The organism is Streptomyces sp. DvalAA-43, assembly GCF_900091725.1.
Classification (GTDB): Bacteria; Actinomycetota; Actinomycetes; order Streptomycetales; family Streptomycetaceae; genus Streptomyces; species Streptomyces pulveraceus.
On record NZ_FMBW01000044.1, the window covers coordinates 422519 to 441567 of the forward strand.

Annotated in this window: 16 protein-coding genes; 6 read left to right on the forward strand and 10 right to left on the reverse strand. The window is 72.1% G+C overall.

Features of this window, described 5'->3' with window-relative positions; genetic code table 11:
• Positions 1–34: 34 nt before the first annotated feature.
• The 6 genes from GA0115234_RS18745 to GA0115234_RS18770 all read right to left on the reverse strand — a co-directional run bounded on the left by GA0115234_RS18745 (position 35) and on the right by GA0115234_RS18770 (position 6497).
• On the reverse strand, positions 35–859 hold the full coding sequence (locus GA0115234_RS18745) for a DUF5336 domain-containing protein (RefSeq protein WP_093543081.1): 825 nt from the start codon (positions 857–859) through the stop codon (positions 35–37).
• Positions 860–1049: 190 nt separating this feature from the next.
• Positions 1050–1988, reverse strand: a complete 939-nt coding sequence (locus GA0115234_RS18750; protein WP_093543399.1) for an N-acetylmuramoyl-L-alanine amidase — start codon at positions 1986–1988, stop codon at positions 1050–1052.
• Between the two features lie 35 nt (positions 1989–2023).
• Positions 2024–2611: a class I SAM-dependent methyltransferase gene (locus GA0115234_RS18755; protein ID WP_202553892.1), complete on the reverse strand. Its 588-nt coding sequence runs from the start codon at positions 2609–2611 to the stop codon at positions 2024–2026.
• 213 nt (positions 2612–2824) lie between these two features.
• Positions 2825–4156: a M20/M25/M40 family metallo-hydrolase gene (locus GA0115234_RS18760; RefSeq protein WP_093543084.1), complete on the reverse strand. Its 1332-nt coding sequence runs from the start codon at positions 4154–4156 to the stop codon at positions 2825–2827.
• The gene (locus GA0115234_RS18765; RefSeq protein ID WP_093543086.1) at positions 4153–5544 is read right to left on the reverse strand and encodes a cytosine permease; all 1392 of its coding nucleotides are present in this window, start codon (positions 5542–5544) and stop codon (positions 4153–4155) included. Before GA0115234_RS18765 ends, GA0115234_RS18760 begins: the two co-directional genes overlap by 4 nt.
• Positions 5544–6497 carry a DUF1177 domain-containing protein gene (locus GA0115234_RS18770; RefSeq protein ID WP_093543087.1) on the reverse strand — a complete coding sequence of 318 codons (954 nt, stop codon included), beginning with the start codon at positions 6495–6497 and terminating at the stop codon, positions 5544–5546. Before GA0115234_RS18770 ends, GA0115234_RS18765 begins: the two co-directional genes overlap by 1 nt.
• A gap of 151 nt (positions 6498–6648) precedes the next feature.
• Here GA0115234_RS18770 and GA0115234_RS18775 point away from each other — a divergent pair, with 151 nt between their 5' ends.
• Together GA0115234_RS18775 and pepE are read left to right on the forward strand one after the other, a co-directional pair.
• Complete coding sequence (locus GA0115234_RS18775) at positions 6649–7479, forward strand: IclR family transcriptional regulator (RefSeq protein WP_093543400.1); 831 nt, start codon at positions 6649–6651, stop codon at positions 7477–7479.
• A gap of 26 nt (positions 7480–7505) precedes the next feature.
• Positions 7506–8234 (forward strand): dipeptidase PepE, encoded by a 729-nt coding sequence (pepE, locus tag GA0115234_RS18780; RefSeq protein ID WP_093543089.1) that lies wholly within the window; start codon positions 7506–7508, stop codon positions 8232–8234.
• Here pepE and GA0115234_RS18785 read toward each other — a convergent pair.
• Positions 8197–9993 (reverse strand): MFS transporter, encoded by a 1797-nt coding sequence (locus tag GA0115234_RS18785; RefSeq protein WP_093543090.1) that lies wholly within the window; start codon positions 9991–9993, stop codon positions 8197–8199. The genes pepE and GA0115234_RS18785 overlap by 38 nt on opposite strands.
• A 260-nt stretch (positions 9994–10253) precedes the next feature.
• Here GA0115234_RS18785 and GA0115234_RS18790 point away from each other — a divergent pair, with 260 nt between their 5' ends.
• The 3 genes from GA0115234_RS18790 to GA0115234_RS18800 all read left to right on the forward strand — a co-directional run bounded on the left by GA0115234_RS18790 (position 10254) and on the right by GA0115234_RS18800 (position 15190).
• Complete coding sequence (locus tag GA0115234_RS18790) at positions 10254–12434, forward strand: acyl-CoA dehydrogenase (RefSeq protein ID WP_093543091.1); 2181 nt, start codon at positions 10254–10256, stop codon at positions 12432–12434.
• 69 nt (positions 12435–12503) lie between these two features.
• Positions 12504–13715: a lipid-transfer protein gene (locus GA0115234_RS18795; RefSeq protein WP_093543402.1), complete on the forward strand. Its 1212-nt coding sequence runs from the start codon at positions 12504–12506 to the stop codon at positions 13713–13715.
• 41 nt (positions 13716–13756) lie between these two features.
• Positions 13757–15190 (forward strand): MFS transporter, encoded by a 1434-nt coding sequence (locus GA0115234_RS18800; protein ID WP_176729198.1) that lies wholly within the window; start codon positions 13757–13759, stop codon positions 15188–15190.
• 46 nt (positions 15191–15236) lie between these two features.
• Here the strand turns inward: GA0115234_RS18800 and GA0115234_RS18805 are convergent, their stop codons facing one another.
• Positions 15237–15878 carry a response regulator transcription factor gene (locus GA0115234_RS18805; protein ID WP_176729199.1) on the reverse strand — a complete coding sequence of 214 codons (642 nt, stop codon included), beginning with the start codon at positions 15876–15878 and terminating at the stop codon, positions 15237–15239.
• A 329-nt stretch (positions 15879–16207) separates the two neighbouring features.
• Here GA0115234_RS18805 and GA0115234_RS42345 point away from each other — a divergent pair, with 329 nt between their 5' ends.
• Positions 16208–16354, forward strand: a complete 147-nt coding sequence (locus GA0115234_RS42345; RefSeq protein ID WP_161275614.1) for a hypothetical protein — start codon at positions 16208–16210, stop codon at positions 16352–16354.
• A gap of 96 nt (positions 16355–16450) precedes the next feature.
• Here GA0115234_RS42345 and GA0115234_RS18810 read toward each other — a convergent pair whose 3' ends face one another.
• Positions 16451–17710 (reverse strand): M48 family metallopeptidase, encoded by a 1260-nt coding sequence (locus tag GA0115234_RS18810; RefSeq protein WP_093543095.1) that lies wholly within the window; start codon positions 17708–17710, stop codon positions 16451–16453.
• 61 nt (positions 17711–17771) lie between these two features.
• The gene (locus tag GA0115234_RS18815; protein ID WP_093543404.1) at positions 17772–19010 is read right to left on the reverse strand and encodes a sensor histidine kinase; all 1239 of its coding nucleotides are present in this window, start codon (positions 19008–19010) and stop codon (positions 17772–17774) included.
• Positions 19011–19049: the final 39 nt, after the last annotated feature.

Below are 19049 nucleotides of genomic sequence, written 5' to 3' on the forward strand. Positions count from 1 at the left end.
GAGGGCCGCTCTCGTACTGCCGTGGGGCGCGGGATCAGCCGCGCTGGATGCCCGTGGTGTCCTGGAGCACACCGCGACGGCCGTCCTGGGTCTGGGCGATCAGGCCCGGACCGCGCTGCTCCACCGCGAGGTACCAGGTGCCGGGCGCCAGTTCGGCGATCGGCGACGGCGAACCGTCCTCCCCGTACAGCGGGCGGGCCACCGGCACCGCGAACCAGAACGGTGTGAAGTCACCGGCCGGCGTGTCCGCGGCGGAACCCTGCGGGCCGGGCGCCGGCTGCGGCTGGCCGGGCTGCGCACCGTACGGCTGCTGCTGACCCGGCTGACCCGGCTGGCCGCCGTACGACGGCTGCGGGGCGCCGGGGTAGCCGTACCCCTGGCCGGGCTGCGGCTGGCCGCCGTACTGCGGCTGTACGACCTTCGGGCCGGAGGCGCTCATCAGCGGGGCCTTGAGCGCGGGGACCAGCGGGGTGGCGACCGCGCCGCCCGCGAGCGCGATCGCGGCGAGCAGGCCGAGGATCAGTCCGGCGCCCGTGTTGCTGCCGTCGATGATCGTCCAGAAGACCGTCCACACCGCGAAGATGCTGAGCGCGGCACCGAACTGACCGAGGTCGAAGCCGACCACCTTGCGGCCCGGGGTGGCGCGGCCCACGATGACCAGCGCCGCTGCGATGATCCCGGCCAGGTAGACGCTCATCAGGAGCCCGAGGGAGTCCCAGGCGTTCGGGGCGTTGTAGCGGGAACAGTTGATGCCCGCGGGACAGTCGAAGCCGTAGAGGTCGAGGAAAGAGGCGATGAACAGCACGACCGCTGCTCCGATCACCACGCCGTCGCCTCGAGTGAGGGAGCGGATATTCACGTGAAGGTCCTTAGTCGGTCGTCTCGTCGGGGCGGTCGTCGCTGCCGCCTGTACGGATACGGCGGGCACGGCACGAAGCTCGGGGCGGCCCCCATCGTACGGATGAATCTATCGCCTGCCCGGACGCGTTGTGTCCCTGCCCGGACGCCGGACGCACATCCCCCCAATTTCGCCTCAGAACTACCCCTTGCTACCCGTTGAGATAGCTGCTGATGCCGTCCGCGATGCCCTGTGCCGCCTTCTGGCGCCAGCCCGAGCTGGTGAGCAGGGCGGCATCCTTCGGATCACGCATATTGCCGCATTCGATGAACACTTTGGGCACGGTCGACAAATTAAGTCCGCCCAGATCCTTGCGAACGTCCAATCCGGTATTGCCACCGATGTAATTGGAGGGAGCGCTTCCGGTAGCGCGGACGAATAGCCCGGCGATACGGGTGCCGAGGTCGCGCGAGGGATCGACGATCTTCGTGGTGTCCGCCGCGCCGCTCCGTACCGGCCCGGGGAGGATCACATGGAAACCCCGGTTGCCGACCGCGGAGCCGTCCGCGTGCACCGACACCACCGCGTCGGCCCGCGCCTGGTTGCCGATCCGGGCCCGCTCGTCCACGCACGGCCCGTACGGACGGTCGCCGTCGTATGTCAGGACGACCTTCGCGCCCTGTGCCCGGAGCAGTGTGCGCAGCCGGTGCGACACATCGAGGGTGAACCGGGCCTCGGCGTACCCCGCGTCGGTCGACGTCCCGGTGGTGTCGCACTCCTTGTGCGTGGTGCCGATGTCCACCTGGCGGTTGATCTCGCGGGTGTGCAGATGGTTGTCGGGGTTGTGGCCGGGGTCGATGACGACGGTCTTTCCCGACAGCGGGCCGGAGTTGCCGCCCGCGGGCGGGGTGGACCGGGTGGGGGAGGGCGACGTCCGCTCCGGCGCCGGAGCGCTCTTCGAGGGCGGGTCCGAGGGCCGGGCCGACGGTGATGCGGCGGCGTCGCCGCCCGGACCGGGCCGGGCCGGCGCTCCGGCACCGACATCGCCCGCACCGCAGCCCGCGGCGCTCAGACAGACGGCCGCGAGCGCGGTGGTGGCGAGCAGGGTCCGGCGGCGCCGGGTGGGGGGAACACTCTCGTCGTACGGCACCACGCGATGCTATCCGGGCCTCCGGACGGCCCGCCTCAGATCCCTGCGCCGGTCCGCCGCAGCACCCGCAGCGAATCCGTCACCGAGACCTCGGTGAACGCACCGGAGGCCAGGGCCCGCAGATAGACGCGGTACGGGGCCTGGCCGCCGTGCGCGGGGTCCGGGAACACATCGTGGATCACCAGCAGCCCGCCCTCGGCGACATGCGGCGCCCAGCCCTCGTAGTCACCGTTCGCATGCTCGTCGGTGTGACCGCCGTCGATGAAGACGAAGCCGAGCTTCCCGCCCCAGACGGCCGCGACCTGCGGAGACCGCCCGACCAGTGCCACGACGTGGTCCTCCAGACCCGCCGCGTGCAGGGTCCTGCGGAAGGTGGGCAGCGTGTCCATCCGGCCGACCTCCGGGTCCACCACGGTCGGGTCGTGGTACTCCCAGCCGGGCTGCTGCTCCTCGCTGCCGCGGTGGTGGTCGACGGTGAGCGCCGTCACACCGGCCGCCCGCGCCACGTCGGCGAGCAGGATCGTGGAGCGCCCGCAGTACGTGCCGACCTCCAGGACCGGCAGCCCCAGAGCGGCGGCCCCGGCGGCAGCCGCGTACAGGGCGAGCCCCTCGCCCACCGGCATGAAGCCCTTGGCGGCCTGGAAGGCGGCGAGAATCTCGGGCGACGGCTCGACGGCGGACTCGGCGGGCACGGGTTCCTCCTGGTGGGAACGGTTTCGGGACTACGCGTTTCGGCGGCGCCCCATCGTGCCGTACGCCCCCGCCGAAGGTGTCGGCGGGGGCGTACGTGGGGTGAGCCCGGGTCGGGGCGCCCCTGGCAGGGGGTGACGTGGAGGTCAGCAGCTCTGCCAGAGTCGGGTCATGACGCGGACGCCGAAGCGCAGGCCCTCCAGCGGGACGCGTTCGTCCACGCCGTGGAAGAGGCGGCCGTAGTCCAGGTCGTGCGGGAGCTTGAGGCCCTTGAAGCCGAAGCAGCGGATGCCGAGGTGGGTGAAGGCCTTGGCGTCGGTGCCGCCCGGGTTGCAGTACGGGACCGGGTGGCCGTCCGGGTCCTCGGCGCGCACGGCCGCGCACATGGCGTCGACCAGCGGGCCGTCGAAGGTCGTCTCCAGCGCGATGTCGTGGTTGACCCACTCCCGGGTGACCGAGGGGAGGAGCAGCTTGTCGATGGTGTCGATCAGCTCCTGCTCGTGGCCGGGCAGGAAGCGGCCGTCCACCCGGGCGGTCGCCTTTCCGGGGATGACGTTGGTCTGGTAGCCCGCGTTGAACATGGTGGGGTTCGCGGAGTTGCGGAGTACCACCTGCATGAAGTCGGAGACGGGCCCGAGCTTCGCGAGGCTGCCCTCGATGTCGTTCTCGTCGAACTCGACACCGTAGAGCCGGGCGGCCTCCTCCAGCAGCGCGCGGACCGGTTCGATCAGCCGGATCGGGAAGGTCTCGCGGCCGATGCGGGTGAGCGACTCGGCGAGGTCGGTGACCGCGTTCTCGTCGTTGGGGGACGAGCCGTGGCCGGCCCGGCCGGTCGCGGTCAGCTCCATCCAGGCCATGCCGCGCTGGGCGTTCTCGATCGGGTAGAGGCGGCGGGTGTCGTCGATGGCGAAGGAGAAGCCGCCGCCCTCGCCGATCGCCTCGGTGACCCCGGCGAACAGTTCCGGGCGGTGCTCGACCAGCCAGTGGGCGCCGAACTTGCCGCCCGCCTCCTCGTCGGCGAGGAAGGCGAGGACCAGGTCGCGCGAGGGCCTGGTGCCGGTGCGGGCGAAGTGGCGGGCGGTGGCCAGCATGACGGCCACCGTGTCCTTCATGTCGATCGCGCCCCGGCCCCAGAGGTAGCCGTCGCGGATCTCGCCGGAGAACGGCGGGACCTGCCACTCGGAGGCGTCGGCCGGGACGACGTCCAGGTGGCCGTGGACCAGGAGGGCGCCGCGCTCCGGGTCGGCGCCCGCGATCCGGGCGATGACACTGGCGCGGCCCGGGGCGGACTCGACCAGCTCGGAGTCGATGCCCACCTCGGCGAGCCGGCCCACCACCCAGTCGGCGCTCGCGCGCTCGTTGCTGGTGGGGTTGGAGGTGTCGAACCTGATCAGTTCGGCGCAGAGTTCGATGACCTCCTCCTGGGCCTCGGCGGACGCCGGGACGAGGGAGGGGGTGGTGGGGTCGGGGGTGCTCATGCTGCTCCCACAGGGGTCGTGGCGGGGGCGGCGGGGGCGGAGGCGTCGTCCTCGTCGTCCAGGGTGGAGGTGCCGTACGGCTTCACCCAGCCCAGCAGGCCGAGGACGCTGTACAGGATGAAGGCGGTGGCCAGCGAGTTCAGGGCCGGTATGCCGCCGTCGTAGAACTTGCCGACGCAGAACGCCGCGATCCAGATGGCGATGGACATCGGCACCCAGGTGGGCGAGGTCCTCGGCAGGGTCTCGGACTCCCGGGTCTCGTCCAGCGGCTTGCGCATCTTCTTCACGACCCAGTACTCGGCCACGATGATGCCGCCGATCGGCGGGATCGCGACGCCGAGGATGGAGAGGAACTCGGTGAAGTGGGTCATGATCCCGACCGCGGACAGGACGGTGCCCGCGATGCCGAGGACGATCGTGACCGCGCCGCGGTGGATCCGCTTGCCGAAGACGACCTGGAAGAAGTTGACGACGCCGAGCGAGGAGCCGTACAGGTTCCAGTCGTTGATCTTGGCGGTGGACATCAGGACCACGATGACGCCGAAGGCGCCGGAGGTGGAGAGAACGATGTGCGAGACCTCGTTGCTCTTGACCAGGTGACCCAGGAGCACACCGGTCAGGCCGACGATGTACTCGGAGAGGATCATCGACGAGGCGCTCTGCAGGAAGACGTGCGAGCCCTTGCGGTTGTACCGGGTCATCTCCGGGGAAACGATCGCGCCGGTCATGTAGCCGCCCGCGATGGCGGTGGCGGCGACGGCGAGCGGGATCGTCTGGCCGGGCGGCGGCGAGTGGATCAGCTCGCTGAGCGAGTGGTCCTTCAGCGTCGAGACGATCGACCAGGCGACCATCGCGAAGAACAGCGGCGTGACGATCTTGGCGAAGACGGCCATGTACTTGAAGCCGAAGATCACCAGGGCGGTGATGGCGATGCCGGCCAGCACGCACCACATCCAGGACGGGCCGCCGACCAGCGCCGAGACGCTGTTGCCGAAGATCGTGTTCTGGACGCCGAACCAGCCGACCAGGCTGACCGCGATGACGAAGCTGACCAGCGCCGAGCCGTTGCGGCCGAAGCCGACCCAGCGGGTCAGCATCGGAGTCGCCAGGCCCTCGCGCATACCGGCCAGGCCGATCGCGAAGATCACGATCTCCAGGATCACCGCGCCGAGCGTGAAGGCGAGGAAGGCGTCCCCGAAGGTCATGCCGACGCCGATGGTGGCGCCGAGGGTGAACTGCGAGATCGAGCCGGACTGGGCCAGCCACTGGAGCAGCATCGACCAGAAGCCGAACCGCTTGTCGCGCGGGACGCGCGAGAGCGCGTAGTCGTCGCTGCCGATGGCCTTGGTCTCGGGGGCCACGGTCTCGGCCTGCGGGGTGGCTGCCATCAGGACTCCTGGGGTGTGCGGCCGAGGGTCTGGAGGTGAGCCAGCGACCCGTAACGGCTGACGAGGTTGTCGAACTCCACCGCGTCGTGGAAGTCCAGGTGGCCGCTGCCGTAGGCCTTGGCGACCTCCACGGCGTAGCGGGCGGCGGACGCGATGTCCGCCTCGTGGCTCGCGCCCGTACCGCAGCCCGGCACCGCGGCGGCCGAGGTGATGGCCAGGCCGACGACCGGGGCGGCCGTCGCGGTGGCGGGCTGAAGGATCGAATTGATGTGGTGTGCCCCATTACCGTACGGGGTGATGTCCTGCGTGGTCACGGGGTACGTGACCAACGGCTCACCGGTCACCACGGCCAGAAGTTCACCGAGCCGCTCGCTGACCCGGAGCACCCAGCCCTCCTTGACGGTGGGCGACAGGGCGAGGCCCTTGTGGTTGATGATCCGGTTGCCCTTGGTGGTGTCGATGGAGAGCACGGCCTCCATCTCGCCGGTCACCTCGTGGCGGTTCATGGTGGCGATGTCCACGGGCGAGCCCATGAACGGCACCGGGTCGTGCGGCTCGGTCGGCGCGTTCGGGCAGATGTGGGTGGCGACGATCACATCGCCGGGCAGCACATCGCCGCGGCGGCGCATGTCGAGCAGCTTGGCGGCGGTGGCGATCGCCGAGACGGCGCCGTCGGCGTCGGAGACCAGGCCGGTCACCTCGGGCCGGGCACCGATGCCGCCGAGCCGGCCCACCACGCCCAGCGTGCGGGCGTCGCCCCCGGAGGTACGCCCTCGGGCGCCCGGGATGCGGACCATGACGAAGTCGGTCGAGCCCTGCTCGCCGACGACCGTGGTGACCTGTGCGGACGAGCCCTCGGTCCCGCTCACGGAGTCGAGGTACTCGACCACCGTCTTGCCATTGACCTGGGGATCGTCCAGCAGATCGACGATGTCCAGCACGTACTTCAACATGGGGGGCCTTTCTCGCTCATCCGGGCACCCGGGCCGGCGCTCGACGGGGGGAAGCGCGGGGCGGGGTGCTGAGGCCACATTCGGGATCGGATAGCGTTGAACGCAACTGTTTCCCGTTATTTGCAATTCAGGTCTGAATGGTGAGATGACGATGGCGGACTTCGATCTGGACCGGCGCACCCCCGCCGGAGCCCTGCAAACCGTCGACCGGGCGCTCCTCGTGCTGCTCGCCTTCGAGCGGACCCGGCCCGACTGGGGCGTCACCGAGGTCGCCGAGGAGTTCGGCTGGGACACCTCGGTGGCCCAGCGGCTGCTGGCCACCCTCGCCGGGCGCGGCTTCCTGGTCTCCGACCCGGTCACCCGCCGCTACCGGATCGGTCCCGCCGTGCTGCGCCTGGGCCGGCTCTGGGAGCGCTCCGGATCGCTGGAGCTGCTGGCCGGCCCGGTCCTGGAGGAGCTGCGCCGGGTCACCGGCGACACCGTGCTGTTCTGCCTGCCGGACAGCTTCCACATGCGGTGCGTCGCCGCCGAGGAGGGCGAGGCCGGGCCGCTGCGCTACTACCCGCTGGTCGGCGAGCTCTACCCGGCGCACGCCGGGGCGACCAGCAAGTCGTACTACGCGTACCTGCCCGACGAACAGCGCCACCGGCTCTTCCGGGGCCGCCCGATGGCCCGCTTCACCGACCGGACGGTCACCGACCCGGACCGGCTGGAGGAGGAGTTCCTCAAGGTCCGCGCCCAGGGGTACGCCTTCACGGTCGGCGAGTACGACACCGGCATCGCGACCGTGGCCGTACCGGTCTTCCTCGGGCGCGAACCGTACGGCAGCCTCAGCCTCGGCGGCGCCGAAGAGCTGTTCCGGGAGGCGCCGGACGACCGGCTCGACGCGCTGCGCCACGCGGCGCAGTTGCTGGAGCGGCGGCTCACCCACCCTCCGCAGCGCCCGAAGTCCCGCGCCCGACGTCCCCGTACCGACCGATGACCAGGAAGAGAACCAAGAGGAACCCGATGAATCTGCTGCTGCTCTCCAACTCCACCCAGTACGGCCGGGGTTACCTGGAACACGCCCTCGACACCGTCACCGCGTTCCTGCCCTCCGGCGCCCGGCTGGCCTTCGTGCCCTACGCGCTCGCCGACTACACCGCCTACACCGCGCGCGTCCGCGAGGCCCTCGAACCGTCCGGGATCACCGTCCGCGGGGTCCATGAGAACGCCGACCCGGTCGCCGAACTCGCCGCGTCCGACGCCGTGTTCATCGGCGGCGGCAACTCCTTCCGGCTGCTGAGCGCCCTGTACCGGACCGGTCTGCGGGACGCCGTGACCGAGGCGGTACGCGACGGGCTGCCGTACATGGGGGCCAGCGCGGGGACCAACATGGCGGCGCCCACCCTGCGCACCACCAATGACATGCCGATCGTGCAGCCGCCGTCCTTCGAGACGCTCGGCCTCGTCCCGTTCCAGATCAACCCGCACTATCTGGACCCGGACCCGGACAGCACCCACAAGGGCGAGACCCGCGAGGAGCGGCTCACCGAATTCCTGGAGGAGAACGACGTGCCGGTGCTCGGCCTGCGCGAGGGCTCATGGCTGCGGGTCGACGGACGACAGGCCCGGGTCCAGGGTGCCCGGCCCGCCCGGCTCTTCACCCGCGGCGCGCTGCCGCAGGAGCTTCCGGTGGGCTCGGACGTCTCTCATCTGCTCACGACGGCACCGCGGTTCGACGCTCCGGTGCGCTGACGGCCAGCACCAGATCGGCGTCGACCGGCAGGCCGTCGCCGAGGTAGGAGGCCGGGCGGGCGCACGGCGCGTAGCCGGTGGCCGACCCGGCCAGCACATAGGCGCCTCCGTGCGGGGCGGTCAGCGTGTAGCGGCCGTCCGCGTCCGCCACGGTGAGACCGGCCTGCCGGCCCCGGTGGTCGATCAGCGTGACATTGGCGCGGGCCACCGGGGCGCCGTCCGCGTCCAGCACCCGGCCGCGGAAGCCGCCCGAACCGGCGACCGGGCGGGAGGCGCCCGGCACCGGGGCCGGGGCGTCGTCGTCACTGCTCGCCAGCAGCGCCGGGCGCATCGCGTCGCGCTGCGACGGCAGGAACGCGGCCAGCACCAGCCCGATCAGCACCGCACCCGTCGCGATCAGGAACGAGATCCGGAACCCCTCCATCGAGGGCAGCGACACCCCGCCCGTGCGCACCGAGGTGTTGGCCAGCACCATGCCGATCACGGCACTCGACACCGAGGTGCCGATCGACCGCATCAGGGTGTTCAGACCGTTGGCCGCACCGGTCTCGGAGGGGTCGACGGCCCCGATGATCAGCGCGGGCAGCGAGGAGTACGCGAGCCCGATGCCGGCCCCGAGCATGACCGCGATCACCACGGTCTGCCAGGGGGCGCTCATCAGCCCCTGCCCCGCCCCGTAGCCGATCGCGATGATCAGCATGCCGAGCATCAGCGAGACCTTGGGGCCCCGGCGGGCGGACAGCCGGGCGTACAGCGGGGCGACGAGCATCATCGTCAGACCGAGCGGCGCCACGCACAGCCCCGCGACCACCATCGACTGCCCGAGACCGTACCCCGTCGACGCGGGGAGCTGGAGCAGCTGCGGCAGGACCAGCGAGACGGCGTAGAAGGCGACCCCGACCATGATCGAGGAGAGGTTGGTGAGCAGCACCTCGCGCCGGGCCGTGGTCCGCAGATCGACCAGCGGGGCCGGGCTGCGCAGCTCGAACAGCCCCCACAGGACGAGGATCACCAGCGCGGTGGCGATCAGTCCGAGCGTGCTGCCCGAGGTCCAGCCCCAGTCGCTGCCCTTGGTGATGGGCAGCAGCAGACAGACGAGGCCGAGCGAGAGCCCCAGCGCGCCGACGAGGTCGAAGCGGCCGGGGGCGCGCAGCGTGGTCTCCGGGACGAACAGGACGGTGAGCGCCATCGACAGCACACCGAGACCGGCCGCGCCGAAGAACAGGGTGTGCCAGTCGGAGTGCTGGGCGACCAGCGCGGCGGCGGGCAGCGCCAGGCCGCCGCCGACCCCGATGGAGGAGCTCATCAGGGCCATCGCCGAGCCGAGCTTCTCGCGCGGCAGCTCGTCGCGCATGATGCCGATGCCCAGCGGGATGGCGCCCATGGCGAAGCCCTGGAGGGCGCGTCCCACGATCATGATCACGAGATCGTCGGTGAAGGCGCATATCAAGGAGCCGATCACCATCACGGCGAGGCTGGCGAGCAGCATCTTCCGCTTGCCGTTGAGGTCACCGAGCCGCCCCATGATCGGGGTGGAGACGGCCCCGGCGAGCAGCGTCGCGGTCATCACCCAGGTGGCGTCGGACGGATCGGTGTGCAGCAGGGCGGGCAGATCCTTGATGACGGGGACGAGGAGGGTCTGCATCACCGCGACGGTGATACCCGCGAAGGCGAGGACGGGGACGACACCGCCGCCCGCCTTGCGCGGGCGCGGATCGGGCAGCTCCCCGGCGTGCTGTTCGTTCGTCGTCTGTGGCATGCGTGCGGCCTCCGGGCGGCGTGATCGAGATTCTGGAAGAGGCATGCGGGCGGCGCGGGCGGACAGCGCCGACCGCCAAGTGTGTGCAGGGTGAAACCTTCCGTGCGCCCACGGTATTCCGGTGAACGCCGTACGAACGGGGCACGACGGCGCACTCGGCCCGGAACGCGCGGAGATCCGGACAGCATCTGACCTTCCGTCAGAATGGAACGTGTTCTACTCTTGCGCCGTTCCAGTGGCTGCGACCGGCGAGGATCCGCATGGGCATCGGAATCACCGAAGAACACAGGGAGTTGGCGCACGCCGTACGAGGCTGGCTGGCGCGCGCCGTACCACCGCAGGAGATCCGCGCACTGCTCGACGCGGATGTCCCGGCCACGCCCGGCGTGCGCCCCGGGTACTGGGACGGGCTCGCGGAACAGGGCCTGCTCGCCGTCCATCTGCCCGAGGAACACGGCGGCGGGGGCGGCCGCCTCCTCGACCTGGCCGTGGTCCTCGAAGAGGCGGGCCGGGCCACGCTCCCCGGCCCCTGCCTGTCCAGCTCCCTCGCCTCCGCCGTACTGCACGGCGCGGGACCGCACGGACTGGTGCGCGACCTCGCGGCCGGTACGCGCGTCGGCGCCGTCGCGCTCGGCCCCGGCACCCTCACCGCCGTCGAGCACGAGGACGGCCATCTGCTCGACGGCACCGCACCGCCCGTCCTCTCCGGCGCCGACGCCGACCTGCTCCTCCTCCCCGCCGAATCGGCCACCGGCACCCTCTGGTTCGCCGTCGACGCCGCCACCGAAGGGCTGACCGCCCGCCCGCACCAGGGCGCAGACCCGACCCGGCCCACCGCCGAGATCCACGCCGAGGCGGTGCTCGTTCCCGCCGCCCGCCTGGTACGGACCGACACCGCGCGCGTCCGTGACCTCGCCGCCGTCCTCCTCGCCGCCGAAGCCTGCGGAACCGCGGCCAAGGCGCTGGACACCGCCGCCGAACACGCCAAGGTCCGCGAACAGTTCGGCCGCCCCATCGGGCAGTTCCAGGGCGTCAAGCACCTCTGCGCCGACATGCTCGTACGGGTCGAACGGGCCCGCGCGCTGGTGTGGGACGCGGCCCGCGCCGCCGACGAGGAGAAGGACCCGGACGTACGGTCCATGGTCGCCGCCCTCGCCGCCTCGGACGCCCTGGACGCCGCGTACGGCTGCGCCAAGGACTGCATCCAGATCCTCGGCGGCATCGGCTTCACCTGGGAGCACGACGCCCATCTGTATCTGCGCCGGGCCCTGGTGGCCCGGCAGCTGCTCGGGACCGGCGACAGCCACCGGCTGCGGGCCGTCCGGCTCGCCGAGGGCGGCGCGCGCCGCGCCCTCGCCCTCGAACTCCCCGCCGGGGCCGCCGCCCACCGGACCGCGGCACGCGACGCCGTCGCCACCGCCCGCGGCCTCGACCCGAAGGCCGCCCGCCGCGCCCTCGCCCCGACCGGCTACGCCGCCCCGCACCTCCCCGCCCCCTACGGTCTGGACGCCGACCCCGTACAACAACTCGCCATCCAGCAGGAGTTGGCCGAACAAGGGGTGAAGCTGAGCGACCTCGGGATCGCCACCTGGGTGGTGCCCTCGCTCCTCGCCCACGGCACGGCCGAGCAGCAGGAGCGCTACCTCCTGCCCACCCTGCGCGGCGAACTCCTGTGGTGCCAGCTGTTCTCGGAGCCCGGCGCGGGATCCGACCTCGCCTCGCTGCGCACCCGGGCGGAGCGGACCGAGGAGGGCTGGCGGATCAACGGCCAGAAGGTGTGGACGAGCGCCGCCCAATGGGCCGACCACGGCATCCTGCTCGCCCGGACCGACCCGGACGCCCCCAAGCACCAGGGGATCGGCTACTTCCTCGTCGACATGAAGAACACCCCCGGCATCGACATCCGGCCGCTGAAGGAGATCACCGGCGACTCCCTCTTCAACGAGGTGTATTTCGACGACGTGCTGCTGCCCGCCGACGCCGTGGTGGGCGAGCCCGACGGCGGCTGGCGGGTCGCCCGCAACACCCTGGGCAACGAACGCGTCCACATGGCCGACCAGATGACCTTCGACACCGGCCTGGAGGCGCTGATCGCCCGCTCCGGCGAACTCGACGGCGCCTGCCGCGCCCGCATCGGAGCACTCGCCGCCGAGGCCCACGCGCTCGGCTGCATCGGACTGCGGACCACGATGCGGCAGGTCTCCGGGCTCGAACCCGGCGCCGGGGCCTCCGTCCGCAAGCTCGTCCAGACCACCCACCAGCAGAAGGTCGCCGAACTCGCCCTCGAACTGCTCGGCCCGGCGGGCGCGGCCGGCGAGGGGCCGGGGGAGAGGGTCCTGCACGGCTTCCTGATGTCCCGCTGCCTGACCATCGCGGGCGGCACCACCCAGGTACAGCTCAACGTCGTCGCCGAGCGCATCCTCGGCCTCCCGCGCGATTGAGCCTCCCGCGCGACCGAATCGAAGGGACGTGTCATGAAGCCCACCCAGCACGCGAAGCCCATGAAGCTCATGAAGGCGTACGTCGTCGGCGTCGGGATGACGAAGTTCGAGAAGCCCGAGACACGCGACTGGCAGTACTGGGACATGGCGAAGGAGGCCGGGACGGCCGCGCTCGCCGATGCCTCCCTCGCCGGTGCCCCTCTCGCGTACGAGCAGATCCAGCAGGCCGTCGTCGGCTACTGCTTCCAGCCCTCCACCGCCGGCCAGCGCGCGGTCTACGGACTCGGCCTGACCGGTATCCCCGTCTACAACGTCAACAACAACTGCGCCACCGGCTCCACCGCTCTGATGATGGCCCGGCAGTTCGTCGAGGGCGGCGGCAGCGACTGCGTCCTCGCGCTCGGCTTCGAGAAGATGACGCGCGGCGCCCTCGGCGGCGGTGGCGCGGACGGTGGTGCCGCCGACTTCAAGACATCGCCGGTGGCCCGGCACTACGGGATCATGGCCGCCGCCCACGGCTTCGAGATGAGCCCGCCCACCGCCCAGATCTTCGGCAACGCGGCCCGCGAGCACATGGCGCGGTACGGCACGACCGAGGCGCAGCTCGCCGCCGTCGGTGCCAAGAACCACCGGCACTCGGTGAACAACCCGTACGCCCAGTTCCAGGACCCGTACACGGTCGAGGAGATACTCGCCGCGAAGACCATCCACCGCCCGCTGACCAAGCTCCAGTGCTCACCCACCTCCGACGGCGCGGCCGCCGCCGTCGTGGTGTCGGAGCGCTTCGTCGAGCGCCACGGACTGGGCGACCGGGCGGTGGAGATCGTCGCCCAGGCCATGACCACCGACACCGGCGACTCCTTCGCCTCGGGGACCTGCATCGACGCGGTGGGCCTGCCGATGTCGCGGGACGCCGCCCGGCAGGTGTACGAGGCCTCCGGGCTCTCGGCCGCCGATCTGGACGTCATCGAACTGCACGACTGCTTCTCCATCAACGAACTCCTCACCTACGAGGCGCTCGGGCTGTGCGGCGAGGGCGAGTCCGGGAAGCTCGTCGAGTCCGGCGCCACCACGTACGGCGGCCGCTGGGTGGTCAACCCGTCCGGCGGGCTGATCTCCAAGGGGCACCCGCTCGGCGCCACCGGCATCGCCCAGACCGCCGAACTCACCTGGCAGCTCAGGGGCGAGGCGGGGAACAGGCAGGTGAAGGACGCCCGGACCGGCCTGGCCCACAACATCGGGCTCGGCGGAGCGGCGGTGGTGACGCTGCTGCGCAGGTAGGCCCGAATATCGATGCGAGGCGGCGGGGCGCGGGTGCGAGTATGACGGGCATGACCGACGTCACGACCCCCGCGCCGCCGCGACAGCGGAAGACCAGGACCCACACCTGGGCGGCGGTGCTCGCCGCCTGTACTGGTCAGTTCCTCGTCGTGCTCGATGTGTCCGTCGTCAACGTCGCTCTGCCGTCCATGCGTTCCGACCTCGGGATGAGCCCCGCCGGACTCCAGTGGGTGCTCAACGCCTACTCGATCGCCTTCGCCGGATTCATGCTCCTCGGCGGGCGCGCCGCCGACATATACGGCCGCAAGCGGATGTTCCTCATAGGCCTCGGCCTGTTCACCGCCGCCTCCCTGGCCGGCGGGCTCGCCCAGGATGGCTGGCAGCTGCTCGCCGCGCGCGCCGCGCAGGGACTCGGCGCCGCCGTGCTCGCCCCCGCCACCCTGACCCTGCTCACCGGTACCGTCCCCGAGGGCCCGGCCAGGACGAAGGCGATCGGCACCTGGATGGCCGTCGGTGCGGGCGGCGGTGCGGCCGGCGGACTGATCGGCGGGGTGCTCACCGATCTGTTCTCCTGGCGCTGGGTCCTGCTGATCAATGTGCCCATCGGAGTGCTCGTACTGGCCGGTGCCGCCGTCCGGCTCTCGGAGGGCCGGACCGGCGAGCGGCGGCGGATCGACCTCCCCGGCGCGGTGCTCGTCACGGCGGGCCTCGCCTGCGTCGCCTACGGCATCGTGCAGACCGAGGCCTCGGGGTGGACCGCGACGGCGACCCTGGCCCCGCTGCTCGGCGGGGTGGCCCTGCTGGGCGTCTTCGTGGTGGTGGAGGCCCGGACAGCGGTGCCGCTGATGCCGCTCCGGGCGCTCGGGGCGCGGGCGGTGGCGTCGGCCAACGCGGCGATGCTCGTGATCGGTTCGGCGACGTTCTCGATGTGGTACTTCATGACCGTGTACGCCCAGGCCGTACTGGGCTACAGCCCGCTGGAGGCCGGACTCGCCCTGATGCCCACGTCGTTGGCGATCGTCCTCGGCTCGAAGTGCGCCCCCCGGGTGATGGCCGTGACCGGCACGAAGAACCTGGCGCTCATCGGCACGGCGATCGCCGCGGCCGGCTTCGGCTGGCAGTCCACGATGGGCGCCGACGGCGCGTACCTCACCTCGGTCTGTCTGCCCGGTGTCCTGATGACGGCCGGTACGGGGCTGGCGTCCACCCCGCTCGCCTCGCAGGCCCTCGCCGGCGCGGCCCCCGGCGAATCCGGCCTGGTCTCCGGCCTCGTCAACACCTCCCGCACGATGGGCGGTGCGCTCGGTCTCGCCGTGCTCTCCACCGTCGCGGCGGCCCGCACCGCGGGCGGCACCGGCCCGGAGGAGCTCACGGCCGGTTTCGCGCTCGCCTTCCGGACGTCCGGCGCGGTCCTGCTCGGCGGACTGCTGCTGATGGCGCTCTGGCTGCCCCGCCACCGGTCGGACCGGCGCTGAGACACGGGGCCGCGGGCCCGGCGCTGAGACCCGGCGCCCGCGGGCGCTACAACCACCCCTGCTGCCGCGCCGCCCGCACCGCCTCCATCCGGTTGCGGGTCCCCGTCTTGCCGATCGCCGACGACAGATAGTTCCGCACCGTCGACTCGGACAGATGCAGCTTCGCCGCGATGTCGGCGACCGTCGCCCCGTCCACCGAGGCGTTCAGCGCGTCCCGCTCCCGCGCGGTCAGCGGGCTCGGCCCGGCGCTGAGCGCGGCGGCGGCCAGCGCTGGGTCGATCACCGTCTCCCCGCCCAGCACCCGGCGGATCGCGGTGGCGAGGTCCTCGACCGGGCCGTCCTTGACCAGGAACCCCGCCGCCCCGGCCTCCATCGCCCGGCGCAGATAGCCGGGGCGGCCGAACGTGGTGAGGATCAGCACCCGGCAGTCCGGCACCTCCTCGCGCAGATCGGCGGCGGCGTCCAGACCGCTGCGGCCCGGCAGTTCGATGTCCAGCAGCGCCACATCGGGGCGGGAGCGCAGCGCGGCGTCCACGATCTCGTCCCCGGCGGCCACCTGCGCCACGACCTCGATGTCCGGCTCAAGGCCGAGCAGCAGCGCGAGCGCGCCCCGCATCATGCCCTGGTCCTCGGCGAGGAGGACTCTCACGGACTTTACCGGGCGGTGGTCCTGCGGCATCTCGGTCATGGGTAAGAGGGTAGGACGGACGGCTTGTTGGGGCGCGTTCCGCGGCTCGCGGACAGGCAGAAGTCCTGCCCGGCCTCCCGGACCGAACAGCCCGGACCGCGATCCGCAGGGCCACCGCAGCGCCGCGGGAGGACAGGACGACCGTCACGCCCCCCGGCATGGGGAGCGGGGGGATCTCCGCGACGCGGAATTCCATGGCAAGCAGATAAGCGGACAGTCGTACCAAAACGCCAGCCCTCTTACGCCAGGGTGCGCCAGGTAGTACGCCACCCCTACGGGCACTTGAATATGTGAGCACCGCCCACCCGCGCCGCACATGGGGAGACCAGGTGAACAGCCGTCGGCCCGTCCCGCCGCCCTACTTCGAGTTGCGTCTGGGGCCCCTGCACGTGACCGTCCAGCGCATCCCCGCCTGGCTGATCACCCTGACGACCACGGCAATCGGCAGTGGCACCGCATGGTGGACCAGTCGATGAGCGCAAGGCTTCGCCGCATGCTCGCAGCGTCTCGGGAAACGCGGGCACCTGTGGCGCGCGACCCGAGCCGGCCGATGTCCCGGACGAGCCGGGCCGTTACGCGTTCTGCCGGCATTCCCTGCCGATCGACGACCGGATGGCGGCCAGCTCCAGATCGACCGTCCGGGCCTCGGCGCCGCTCATGGTGACGGTCGGCTCCGTGCGGGGGAGTGCGCGGACGAACCGGATGCGCAGGCAGGTGGGCGGGTACCTGCTGCCGGACGCGTCGCCCCGAAGCTCCGAGAGACGGAGCCGACGTGCCCGCTCGCTGTCCGGTACCGAGGCGAGGTAGTCGCGCAGCGCCTCCCACGGGTCGTCGCCGCGCCGGGCGAGGCGCTGCAGCGCGAGGGCGGCCGGTTCCTCCAGCAACAGGGCCTGCAACAGCCCCTCGGTAGAAGCGGCCGTGGCGATCCGGGCGGCCGTCCGGTCCGCCCGGTACGCCTGGTCGACGCAGCGGCCGTCCAGCGTTCGCAGGAGCGCATGGAGCAGGTGCGCGCCCTGGGCGAGCAGCCCCAGCAGCGGGCGGGCGAACATCTCGCCCACATGGGCGATGTTGCTCGCCCGCCCGCCGGAGGCGAGGGAATGGCGCGGGTCCGGCGCCGCGCCCGAGCGCGCGGGATCGGGCCTGAGGAGGTCCTCCCAGCCCGTGAGCGAGTCCAGGGCCGAACGGATCCAGCGGGCGCGTGGCAGCCTCTCGTCCGCCACATGGGCGAGTTCGCGGACGAGCAGGGCGAGCCGCTGATCCGTCGTGAGGGTCTCCCAGAGCGGCAGGCCCAGGACGAGTGCCCGGCGGCGACGCCGTCCGACGGCCGTCCAGCGGGACCCGTACCCAGCGTCGAAGGCGATCAAATCCGGTGGCCGGGTGCCCAGTTCGGCGCATATCCGCCCGACGACCGCGTGCAGCGCGGGTGCGGTGGCCGGGCCGGCGGTGTGCCTGGGCGGCCGCGCCGGGCGCGGGAACAGCAGCACCGCGGCCAGCAGCTCGACGGCACCCAGGACCCGCTGCGGAAGGGTGCCGGTGAACAGCAGCCACACCCCCGTGACCACCAGGGCCGCGGTGGCCAGATTGACGGCGGTGGCGAGCACGAGTGCGCCGTACGCGGCGGCACCCGAGGGCGCGACGTCCGGTCCGTCCGCCATGGTCCGGCGGAACACGCTTGCGTGGCGGGCCAGTTCACGTGCCCGGCTCTTGGGCCCTTCGCGGCCGAGCGGATCGACGTTCCAGTCGCAGGCCGCGCACCAGGTGCTGAACCGGTCGTCGGGTGTCGTCAGCACGGCGTCGCACCGGGGGCAGTTGGCGTCCGAGTCGTCCTTCACAAGGGGCGATCATGCCCCGCTCCCGGTTCCGGGGACAGCCCCGTCCCCGGTCCTTGCCCGCTCATGCCCCCGGCATCCGGACCGGCCGGTGATACTGCGGCGTCCCGGTCTCCTCCTCCGCCGGGCCCGGCCCGTCCACCGGCAGCTCCGCCGTGACCACGAAGCCGCGCCCCGGCGCCGGGCCCGCCCTGAGGCTGCCTCCCGACGCGGCCAGGCGCTCGGTGAGCCCGGTCAGCCCGGTGCCGCCGATGCCGGGGGTGGCCGGGGCGTCCGGATCGGGGCCGCTGCCGTCGTCGGTGACGGTCAGCCGGACCCGTTCGGCCGTGCCTTCGAGCACGAACGAGCAGGTGGTCGCACGGGAGTGGCGTACGACATTGGTGACGGCCTCCCGCACCACCCAGCCCAGCAGCGCCTCCGTCTGCGGGGCGAGCGGTGGTCCCGAGCGGCGGAGCACCGGCTCGATCCCGGCGGCGGTCAGCGCGGACCGGGCCCGGTCCAGCTCGGTGGCCAGGCTCCCCTCGCGGTAGCCGGTGACGGCCTCCCGGATCTCGGTGAGGGCCTGGCGGCCGACGGACTCGATGTCGGCGACCTGGGTGAGCGCCGCGTCCATGTCGTGCGGCGCGAGCCGGCGCGCGGCCTCCGACTTGACCACGATCACGGAGAGTGTGTGGCCCAGCAGATCGTGCAGATCGCGGGAGAAGCGCAGCCGCTCCTTCTCGACGGCGCTACGGGCCAGCTCCTGCCGGGTGGCGCGCAGTTCCATCACGGTCTCCGCGAGGGTGAGGATCGCGGCGGTCACCGCACCCGAGATGAAGGTGCCGTAACCGATCGTCCACGGATCCGTGCCGCCCTCGCCGCGCCACACCGCCACGGCGGTGGCGACCGCGGCGACCGAGAGCATGCCGACCGCCAGCTGCCGGTTGCGCAGGATGGTGCCGCAGGCCAGCGAGAGCAGCGGGAAGAACAGCAGCCAGCTCCCGCCGTAACCGATCGCCAGCGCGAGTGTGACGGCGGCCATCGCGGCGAGCAGCCAGTACGACACCGGGCTCTCGCGCTTCCGCTTGTCGAAGCCGCGGAACACCACGGAGACGTACAGGGAGTTGAAGGCGAAGAGCCCGAGACCGCCGAGCCAGGGGTTGGGTGCCTCGCCCTGGAAGAGGTTGGAGAAGGAACCCAGGCCCATCAGCAGCCAGGGCAGCAGGGCGTACGGGCCGGGCGGGCCGGGGCGCCGCTCCTCGCGCCCCTTGCGACGGCGCCTCCACCGGAAGCCCGGCCGCGCGCCCGTCCGGTTGCCGGCCATGTCCTCTCCCATCACACAGTCCTCTGCCGTCACTCGGTC